This is a genomic window from Vibrio sp. 10N.286.51.C3, assembly GCF_003050065.1.
GTDB classification, from domain to species: domain Bacteria; phylum Pseudomonadota; class Gammaproteobacteria; order Enterobacterales; family Vibrionaceae; genus Vibrio; species Vibrio crassostreae.
Genome location: NZ_PIGC01000014.1, coordinates 137,638 through 147,261, shown reverse-complemented (window position 1 = coordinate 147,261; position 9,624 = coordinate 137,638). Strand labels below are relative to the sequence as shown.

At 44.9% G+C, this 9,624-nt stretch carries 8 protein-coding genes and 1 pseudogene; all 9 read left to right on the top strand.

Annotated elements, in window-relative coordinates; all coding sequences use genetic code 11:
• A pseudogene (fusA, locus tag CWO27_RS16070) lies at positions 1–328 on the top strand (elongation factor G); the annotation flags it as partial.
• Positions 329–475: 147 nt separating this feature from the next.
• On the top strand, positions 476–1,660 hold the full coding sequence (tuf, locus tag CWO27_RS16065; protein WP_010435158.1) for an elongation factor Tu: 1,185 nt from the start codon (positions 476–478) through the stop codon (positions 1,658–1,660).
• Positions 1,661–1,883: 223 nt separating this feature from the next.
• Positions 1,884–2,261, top strand: coding sequence for a preprotein translocase subunit SecE (secE, locus tag CWO27_RS16060; RefSeq protein WP_010435558.1), 378 nt, complete (start codon positions 1,884–1,886; stop codon positions 2,259–2,261).
• Between the two features lie 13 nt (positions 2,262–2,274).
• Positions 2,275–2,823: a transcription termination/antitermination protein NusG gene (nusG, locus tag CWO27_RS16055; RefSeq protein ID WP_010435556.1), complete on the top strand. Its 549-nt coding sequence runs from the start codon at positions 2,275–2,277 to the stop codon at positions 2,821–2,823.
• Between the two features lie 213 nt (positions 2,824–3,036).
• Complete coding sequence (gene rplK / locus CWO27_RS16050; RefSeq protein WP_010435555.1) at positions 3,037–3,465, top strand: 50S ribosomal protein L11; 429 nt, start codon at positions 3,037–3,039, stop codon at positions 3,463–3,465.
• 4 nt (positions 3,466–3,469) lie between these two features.
• Positions 3,470–4,174 (top strand): 50S ribosomal protein L1, encoded by a 705-nt coding sequence (gene rplA, locus CWO27_RS16045; protein ID WP_048659214.1) that lies wholly within the window; start codon positions 3,470–3,472, stop codon positions 4,172–4,174.
• Positions 4,175–4,424: 250 nt separating this feature from the next.
• Positions 4,425–4,919, top strand: a complete 495-nt coding sequence (rplJ, locus tag CWO27_RS16040) for a 50S ribosomal protein L10 (protein WP_010435550.1) — start codon at positions 4,425–4,427, stop codon at positions 4,917–4,919.
• Positions 4,920–4,976: 57 nt separating this feature from the next.
• Positions 4,977–5,345: a 50S ribosomal protein L7/L12 gene (gene rplL / locus CWO27_RS16035; protein ID WP_017631516.1), complete on the top strand. Its 369-nt coding sequence runs from the start codon at positions 4,977–4,979 to the stop codon at positions 5,343–5,345.
• 235 nt (positions 5,346–5,580) lie between these two features.
• Positions 5,581–9,609 (top strand): DNA-directed RNA polymerase subunit beta, encoded by a 4,029-nt coding sequence (rpoB, locus tag CWO27_RS16030; RefSeq protein ID WP_017060526.1) that lies wholly within the window; start codon positions 5,581–5,583, stop codon positions 9,607–9,609.
• Positions 9,610–9,624 lie beyond the last annotated feature (15 nt).

The window sequence follows — 9,624 nt, the reverse complement described above, 5'->3', positions numbered from 1 at the left end:
TGCCTCTATGGCTTTCAGAACGGGTGCACTTGAAGCGCAACCAGTTTTGCTTGAGCCTATGATGAAAGTTGAAGTAACTACTCCAGAAGACTGGATGGGTGACGTTGTTGGCGATATTAACCGTCGTCGCGGCATCATCGAAGGTATGGACGAGGGGACAGCTGGCCTGAAGATAATTCGTGCACAAGTTCCGTTGTCTGTCATGTTCGGTTACGCAACTGATTTACGTTCTGCGACACAAGGTCGTGCTTCTTACTCTATGGAGTTTAGTGAGTACGCTGAAGTGCCTAACAATGTTGCAAAAGCAATCATTGCAGAGCGTGGTTAAACAAAAGGAAGGCATTTTTTTTCATTTTTTGAAAGAACAATGCGTCCAAATATTGCGCTAACGAGAGTTGGCGCATAAAATAGCAATTTCTGGCGCGTCTCGCTCAATAATGAACGTGGCGAATCATAACTAGGAAGGAACACGATTGTGTCTAAAGAAAAATTTGAACGTACGAAACCGCACGTAAACGTTGGTACTATCGGCCACGTTGACCACGGTAAAACAACTCTAACTGCTGCTATCTGTACTACTCTTGCAAAAGTATACGGCGGTGTTGCTAAAGATTTCGCATCTATCGATAACGCTCCAGAAGAGCGTGAGCGCGGTATCACAATCGCAACTTCTCACGTTGAGTACGACACTCCAGCACGTCACTACGCACACGTAGACTGTCCAGGACACGCGGATTATGTTAAAAACATGATCACTGGTGCTGCACAAATGGACGGCGGTATCCTAGTTGTTGCTGCGACTGACGGCCCTATGCCTCAAACTCGTGAGCACATCCTACTTGGTCGTCAAGTTGGTATCCCTTACATCATCGTATTCATGAACAAATGTGACATGGTTGATGACGAAGAGCTACTTGAGCTAGTTGAGATGGAAGTTCGTGAACTTCTTTCTGAATACGACTTCCCAGGTGATGACCTACCAGTTATCCAAGGTTCTGCACTTGGCGCACTAAACGGCGAGAAGCAGTGGGAAGACAAGATCGTTGAGCTTGCAGAAGCACTAGATTCTTACATTCCTGAGCCAGAGCGTGCAGTTGACCAACCGTTCCTACTACCAATTGAAGATGTATTCTCAATCCAAGGTCGTGGTACTGTTGTAACTGGTCGTATCGAGCGCGGTATCCTACGTGTAGGTGACGAAGTAGAAATCGTTGGTATCAAAGAGACTACTCTTACTACTTGTACTGGTGTTGAAATGTTCCGTAAACTGCTTGACGAAGGTCGTGCAGGTGAGAACGTTGGTGCACTTCTACGTGGTACTAAGCGTGATGACGTTGAACGTGGTCAAGTACTTTCTGCGAAAGGTTCTATCAACCCACACACTAAGTTTGAGTCTGAAGTATACGTACTTTCTAAAGACGAAGGCGGCCGTCACACTCCTTTCTTCAAAGGTTACCGTCCACAGTTCTACTTCCGTACAACTGACGTAACAGGCGACATCACTCTACCAGAAGGCGTAGAAATGGTAATGCCAGGTGACAACGTTCAAATGACTGTTGAGCTAATCGCTCCAATCGCAATGGACGAAGGTCTACGTTTCGCAATCCGCGAAGGTGGCCGTACAGTTGGTGCTGGTGTTGTAGCTAAAATCTTTGCATAAGATTTGACGAACCACTAGTAAAAAGGGCATCATTTGATGCCCTTTTTCTGCGCTAAAAAAAGAGTTGGATGTTTTGACATCGATTTTTGCTCTTAGCAAAGAATTAAACGGTCTTTTTGACTAAAATGACTGTTAGATGTGTTGTTTTGCAACGCAAAGGAATGTGCCCTGCAACAGCGGGGTTATTGTCGTCTATATTTAAGACTTATCACAGGTTGGTTTTATGAAAGCAAACGCTGAAACTCCTGATAGCTCAGGTGCAGCAGATACAATGAAGTGGATTGTCGCTTTTGTTCTGTTGGCTGCTGCTGTTGTGGGTAATTACCTGTATGGTGAATTGTCTGTTGTAATTCGCGCTGCAGGTGTAGTTGTGCTGATTGCTGCCGCACTAGGCGTTGCAGCAACAACAACTAAAGGTAAAGCTGCGATCGATTTTGCAAAAGAATCTCGTATGGAGATTCGTAAAGTTGTTTGGCCTACTCGCCAAGAAACTATGCAAACTACATTGATCGTTTTAGCTGTATGTATTGTTATGTCTCTAGTGCTTTGGGGAATTGACGGCATTATGGTCCGTCTAGTTTCTCTAGCAACTGGGGTGTAGAGGGTTCTGATTCATGAGTGAAGCTCCAAAAAAACGTTGGTATGTAGTTCAAGCCTTTTCTGGCTTTGAAGGTCGTGTTGCACAGTCGCTACGCGAGCATATTAAAATGCACAACATGGAAGAACTATTTGGCGATGTGCTAGTACCTACTGAAGAAGTAGTGGAAATGCGTGCTGGCCAACGTCGTAAAAGTGAACGTAAATTCTTCCCTGGCTACGTATTAGTTCAAATGATCATGAATGATGAATCATGGCACTTAGTACGCAGCATTCCGCGTGTTATGGGCTTCATTGGTGGTACCTCTGATCGTCCTGCACCAATCACTGATAAAGAAGCTGATGCTATCTTGAACCGTCTAGAGAAAGCGAGCGAGTCTCCACGTCCTAAGACAATGTTCGAAGCGGGTGAAGTGGTTCGTGTGAACGATGGTCCATTTGCTGACTTCAACGGTACTGTTGAAGAAGTAGATTACGAGAAAAGCCGCATTAAGGTATCTGTATCGATCTTTGGTCGTGCAACACCAGTTGAGCTTGAATTTGGTCAGGTTGAAAAACTGGACTAAAACTCTGACATTTGAGCAAGCTGTGGATAAATGCTTCATAAGTTGTTCAAAATAAAAGAGTATAAAAAATCACCTTTTTAGGGTTGTTAAAGGCGCGAATTATGATTATAATTTCGCGCCTTTTTGCTTCTGCGGAAGTAAAAAAGAGTTAATTGAATTTATGGGGAGCTCGCCTTACGGCTAGCGCATGTACCCAAAATATTAGGAAATATCATGGCTAAGAAAGTTGAAGCTTATATCAAACTGCAAGTTGCAGCTGGTATGGCAAACCCAAGTCCACCGGTTGGTCCTGCTCTAGGTCAACACGGCGTGAACATCATGGAATTCTGTAAAGCGTTCAACGCAAAAACAGAATCTGTTGAGAAAGGTCTACCTACTCCAGTAGTTATTACTGTTTACAACGACCGTTCTTTCACGTTCGTAACTAAGACTCCACCTGCTGCTGTTCTTCTTAAGAAAGCTGCTGGCGTTAAGTCTGGTTCAGGTCGTCCAAACACTGAGAAAGTTGGTACTGTAACTGACGCTCAAGTACAGGAAATCGCAGAAACTAAAGCTGCTGATATGACTGGTGCTGACATCGAAGCAATGAAGCGTTCTATTGCTGGTACTGCTCGTTCAATGGGCCTAGTGGTAGAGGGATAAGATCATGGCTAAACTTACTAAGCGTATGCGCGTAATCCGCGACAAAGTTGACGCGACTAAAGAATACGAAATCAACGAAGCTGTTGCTCTTCTTAAAGAACTAGCGACTGCTAAATTCGTTGAGTCTGTAGATGTTGCTGTTAACCTAGGCATCGATGCTCGTAAATCTGACCAAAACGTTCGTGGCGCAACTGTGCTACCTCACGGTACTGGCCGTGACATCCGCGTTGCTGTGTTCACTCAAGGTGCAAACGCAGAAGCAGCTAAAGCAGCTGGCGCAGATATCGTTGGTATGGAAGATCTTGCTGAGCAAGTGAAAAAAGGCGAAATGAACTTCGACGTTGTTGTTGCTTCTCCAGATGCAATGCGTGTTGTTGGTCAACTAGGTACAATCCTAGGTCCACGCGGCCTTATGCCAAACCCTAAAGTTGGTACTGTAACTCCTAACGTTGCTGAAGCGGTTAAGAACGCTAAAGCTGGTCAGGTTCGTTACCGTAACGACAAGAACGGCATCATCCACACTACTATCGGTAAAGCATCTTTCGAAGCTAACCAGCTTCAAGAGAACCTAGAAGCTCTTCTAGTTGCTCTTAAGAAAGCTAAGCCTTCTTCAGCTAAGGGTACTTACCTGAAGAAAGTAAGCATCTCTACTACGATGGGTGCTGGTGTTGCTGTTGATCAAGCTAGTCTTGACACTCAAGCAAACTAATTTGCTTAGGCGCAGATTTAGTGTATACTTCTGCGCCTAATATTTGTGGTTGGGTGGTTTGAAAGCAATTTGAAATCATCTATCCCAAGACCGTAGGCGCTGTCGATTTTCATTAGATTATTGATAGCTTAATAAAACCTACGTAGGCGATGTTGTGGTTTGAAGTGAATTTATTCATTTTTAAATAACATCGTAAACGCTCATTACATTTTGTATTGAGTGCTGTAATCACAACCAGAGGTTAATCCAAATGGCTTTAAATCTTCAAGACAAAAAAGCAATTGTTGCTGAAGTCAACGAAGCTGCCAGTGGTGCACTTTCTGCAGTTGTAGCTGATTCTCGTGGCGTTGAAGTTGGCGCAATGACTTCTCTACGTAAACAAGCTCGCGAAGCGGGTGTTTACATGAAAGTTGTTCGTAACACACTAGCACGCCGTGCGGTTCAGGGTACAGACTACGAGTGTCTAGTAGACACTTTCACTGGTCCAACTCTGATCGCATTCTCTAATGAGCACCCAGGTGCTGCAGCGCGTCTTTTCAAAGACTTCGCTAAAGAGAATAAAGATTTCGAGATCAAAGCTGCTGCATTTGAAGGCGCAGTTACTGATGCTGAAGTACTAGCGACACTACCAACTTACGACGAAGCTATCGCACGCCTAATGATGTGCATGAAAGAAGCTTCTGCTGGCAAGCTGGTTCGTACTATCGCTGCTGTTCGCGACCAAAAAGAAGAAGCTGCGGCATAAGCCTTGCTTTTCACTGGTTGCTATTTAAACTTATTGTTGACTTAAAAGAGAATTGTTATGTCTATTACTAACGAGCAAATCCTAGACGCAGTTGCAGAAATGTCTGTAATGCAAGTTGTTGAGCTTATCGAAGCTATGGAAGAGAAATTCGGCGTTACTGCAGCTGCTGCTGTTGTAGCTGGCGGCGCAGCTGGCGGCGACGCTGCTGCTGAGCAAACTGAATTCGACGTTATCCTAACTGCTGCTGGCGCTAACAAAGTACAAGTTATCAAAGCTGTACGTGGCGCAACTGGCCTAGGTCTTAAAGAAGCTAAAGGTCTTGTAGACTCAGCTCCTGCAGCGCTTAAAGAAGGCGTTGACAAAGCTGAAGCTGAAGCTCTTAAAGCACAGCTAGAAGAAGCTGGCGCTTCTGTTGAAATCAAGTAATTATTACTTAATTTCATAGCCGCAAGGCTAATGGCTGGTGGTTTATTAACCACCGGCCTTTTTGCGCTGTAGGGCTATGACGAAATTTCCGCTGTTTAACCGTCATAATCCGAGCAAAAAAACAGTCATTTTTTCGAAATGATTGTTCACTACCACTAAACAGCTGTTTGTCACCACCCCCTCTGAAGAGTGTTTTGGGTGGTTTGGGTCACTTATCAGCGAGCTGAGGAACCCCATGGTTTACTCTTATACCGAGAAAAAGCGCATCCGTAAGGATTTTGGTACTCGTCCACAAGTTTTGGACATTCCATACCTGTTATCGATCCAGCTTGATTCTTTCGACAAATTCATCGAACAGGATCCAGAAGGTCAATACGGTCTTGAAGCTGCTTTCCGTTCTGTATTTCCAATTCAGAGCTACAACGGCAATTCTGAGCTGCAATACGTTAGCTACCGTCTTGGTGAGCCAGTTTTTGACGTTAAAGAATGTCAAATCCGCGGTGTTACTTACTCAAAGCCACTACGCGTAAAACTACGTCTAGTTATCTTTGATCGAGATGCACCAGCAGGTACTGTAAAAGACATTAAAGAACAAGAAGTCTACATGGGCGAAATTCCGCTTATGACAGACAATGGTACTTTCGTAATTAATGGTACCGAGAGGGTTATCGTATCCCAGCTGCACCGAAGCCCAGGCGTGTTCTTCGACAGTGATAAGGGTAAGACCCACTCATCAGGTAAAGTTCTTTATAACGCACGTGTAATTCCTTATCGTGGCTCATGGTTAGACTTTGAGTTCGATCCTAAGGATAACTTATTCGTACGTATCGACCGTCGTCGTAAGCTACCAGCATCGATTATTCTTCGTGCACTTGGTAAATCGACTGAAGAGATCCTTGATCTATTCTTCGACAAAGTGAACTTCGAAGTTAAAGACCAAACTCTTCTTATGGAGTTGGTTCCTGATCGTCTACGTGGTGAAACTGCGTCATTCGACATCGAAGCAAACGGCAAAACTTACGTTGAGACTGGTCGTCGTGTTACTGCTCGCCATATCCGTCAACTTGAGAAAGATGGCGTTGAGCACATCGAAGTACCAGTAGAGTACATCGTTGGTAAAGTTGCATCTAAAGATTACATCAATGAAGCAACTGGTGAGATCATCGTTGGCGCGAACCAAGAGATTAGCCTAGAAGCACTTGCTAACCTGTCTCAAGCAGGCCACAAGGCTCTACAAACTCTGTTCACGAATGACCTAGATCACGGTCCATTCATGTCAGACACTCTACGTGCAGATAGCACAGTAGATCGCATCTCTGCATTGGTAGAAATCTACCGCATGATGCGTCCTGGCGAGCCACCAACGAAAGAAGCTGCAGAGTCTCTATTCGAAAGCCTATTCTTCTCTGAAGAACGTTACGACCTATCAACTGTAGGTCGTATGAAGTTCAACAGCTCTATCGAGCGTGAAGAAGAAGAAGAGCGCGGTACTCTGGATGAATCAGACATCATCGAAGTGATGAAGAAACTGATTGGTATCCGTAACGGTATTGGTGAAGTGGACGATATCGACCACCTTGGCAACCGTCGTATCCGTTCTGTAGGTGAAATGGCAGAAAACCAATTCCGTGTTGGTCTAGTTCGTGTAGAACGTGCCGTTAAAGAACGCCTAAGCCTTGGTGACCTTGATGCAATCATGCCTCAAGATCTTATCAACGCTAAGCCGATCTCTGCTGCAGTTAAAGAATTCTTTGGCTCTTCACAGCTTTCACAGTTCATGGACCAAAACAACCCATTGTCAGAAGTTACGCACAAACGTCGTATCTCTGCTTTAGGTCCTGGTGGTCTTACTCGTGAGCGCGCAGGCTTCGAAGTACGTGACGTTCACGTAACTCACTACGGTCGTCTATGTCCGATCGAAACGCCTGAAGGTCCAAACATCGGTCTAATTAACTCGCTATCTGCGTTTGCACGTTGTAACGATTACGGTTTCCTAGAAACTCCGTACCGTCGTGTAGTTGATGGTGTAGTAACAGAAGAAGTTGATTACCTGTCTGCAATCCAGGAAGGTCAATTCGTAATCGCGCAAGCAAACACCATTCTTACTGAAGAAGGTACGTTTGCAGATGAGCTAATCACAGCTCGTCAAAAAGGTGAATCTGGTCTTCACCCACGCGATCACGTTGACTACATGGACGTTGCGACAAACCAGGTTGTATCTATCGCTGCTTCGCTTATCCCGTTCCTAGAACACGATGATGCGAACCGTGCATTGATGGGTGCCAACATGCAACGTCAAGCTGTACCAACACTTAAGGCTGATAAGCCTCTAGTAGGTACGGGTATCGAACGTAACATCGCAGTTGACTCTGGTGTTACAGCGGTTGCTAAACGTGGTGGTCAAGTTCAGTCTGTAGACGCTTCTCGTATCGTAGTTAAGGTTAACGAAGATGAATTGGTACCTGGCGAAGCTGGTATCGATATCTACAACCTAACTAAGTACACGCGTTCGAACCAAAACACATGTATTAACCAACGTCCAACTGTACTTCCAGGTGAACCAGTTGCACGCGGTGATGTTCTTGCTGATGGTCCTTCAACAGACCTTGGTGAACTTGCTCTTGGCCAAAACATGCGTATCGCATTCATGCCTTGGAACGGTTACAACTTCGAAGACTCGATCTTAGTATCTGAGCGCGTAGTTCAAGAAGACCGTTTCACGACAATCCACATCCAAGAACTATCTTGTGTGGCTCGTGATACTAAGCTGGGTTCTGAAGAGATCACAGCTGATATTCCAAACGTAGGTGAGTCTGCTCTGTCTAAACTAGACGAGTCAGGTATCGTTTACATTGGTGCTGAAGTTAAGGGTGGCGACATCCTAGTTGGTAAAGTAACCCCTAAAGGTGAAACTCAACTGACTCCTGAAGAGAAGCTACTACGTGCTATCTTCGGTGAGAAAGCATCTGATGTTAAAGATACTTCTCTACGTGTACCAAACTCTGTTTCGGGTACTATCATCGATGTACAAGTCTTCACTCGCGATGGCGTAGAGAAAGACAAGCGTGCACTTGAAATCGAACAGATGCAGCTTAAAGAAGCTAAGAAAGACCTAACTGAAGAGTTCCAAATTCTTGAGGGTGGCCTTCTTAACCGTGTTAAAGCTGTACTTCTGTCTGGTGGTTACTCTGAAGCTAAGCTTGATACTATCGGTCGTAAGCAATGGCTAGAGCAAGTTCTAGAAGACGATGCGCTACAAACACAGCTTGAGCAACTTGCTGAGCAGTGGGATGAGCTAAAAGCAGACTTCGATAAGAAGTTTGAAACTAAGCGTCGTAAAATCACTCAAGGTGATGATCTAGCGCCTGGCGTTCTTAAGATTGTTAAAGTTTACCTAGCGGTTAAACGTCGTATCCAGCCTGGTGATAAGATGGCCGGTCGTCACGGTAACAAAGGTGTAATCTCTAAGATTAACCCTGTTGAAGACATGCCATACGATGAGAAAGGTCAGCCTGTAGACATCGTACTTAACCCGCTGGGTGTACCATCGCGTATGAACATCGGTCAGATCCTAGAAGTTCACTTAGGTTTGGCTGCGAAAGGTATCGGTGACAAGATCAACCAAATGGTTAAGGAACAACAAGAACTGCATAAGTTCCGTGAGTTCCTACAGAAGGTTTACGATCTTGGTGATACTCGTCAGAAAGTTGATATTGCTGAACTGTCTGATGATCAAGTTCGTACACTGATCAAGAACCTACGTGGCGGTCTACCGATTGCTACTCCTGTGTTCGACGGTGCTTCTGAATCTCTAATCAAAGAACTACTTAAACTGGGTGATCTGCCAGAATCTGGTCAGCTTAAACTGTTTGATGGTCGTACTGGTGATTCGTTTGAGCGTCCTGTAACTGTTGGTTACATGTACATGCTGAAACTGAACCACTTGGTTGATGACAAGATGCACGCTCGTTCAACTGGTTCTTACAGCCTAGTAACTCAGCAACCACTTGGTGGTAAAGCTCAGTTCGGTGGTCAGCGTTTCGGTGAGATGGAAGTATGGGCACTAGAAGCATACGGTGCTGCATATACTCTACAAGAAATGCTAACAGTTAAGTCGGATGACGTTAACGGCCGTACTAAGATGTATAAGAACATCGTAGACGGTAACCATAGCATGGAACCTGGTATGCCTGAGTCGTTCAACGTACTGTTGAAAGAGATTCGCTCGCTAGGTATCAACATCGAGCTAGAAGACGAAGAGTAATCCCTCCTCTTTTTT

What these genes read in the sequence shown, in the direction of transcription:
- rpoB (WP_017060526.1), top strand. Translation starts at nt 5,581, where the DNA reads ATGGTTTACTCTTATACCGAGAAAAAGCGCATCCGTAAGGATTTTGGT.
- rplJ (WP_010435550.1), top strand. Translation starts at nt 4,425, where the DNA reads ATGGCTTTAAATCTTCAAGACAAAAAAGCAATTGTTGCTGAAGTCAAC.
- rplK (WP_010435555.1), top strand. Translation starts at nt 3,037, where the DNA reads ATGGCTAAGAAAGTTGAAGCTTATATCAAACTGCAAGTTGCAGCTGGT.
- secE (WP_010435558.1), top strand. Translation starts at nt 1,884, where the DNA reads ATGAAAGCAAACGCTGAAACTCCTGATAGCTCAGGTGCAGCAGATACA.
- rplL (WP_017631516.1), top strand. Translation starts at nt 4,977, where the DNA reads ATGTCTATTACTAACGAGCAAATCCTAGACGCAGTTGCAGAAATGTCT.
- rplA (WP_048659214.1), top strand. Translation starts at nt 3,470, where the DNA reads ATGGCTAAACTTACTAAGCGTATGCGCGTAATCCGCGACAAAGTTGAC.
- nusG (WP_010435556.1), top strand. Translation starts at nt 2,275, where the DNA reads ATGAGTGAAGCTCCAAAAAAACGTTGGTATGTAGTTCAAGCCTTTTCT.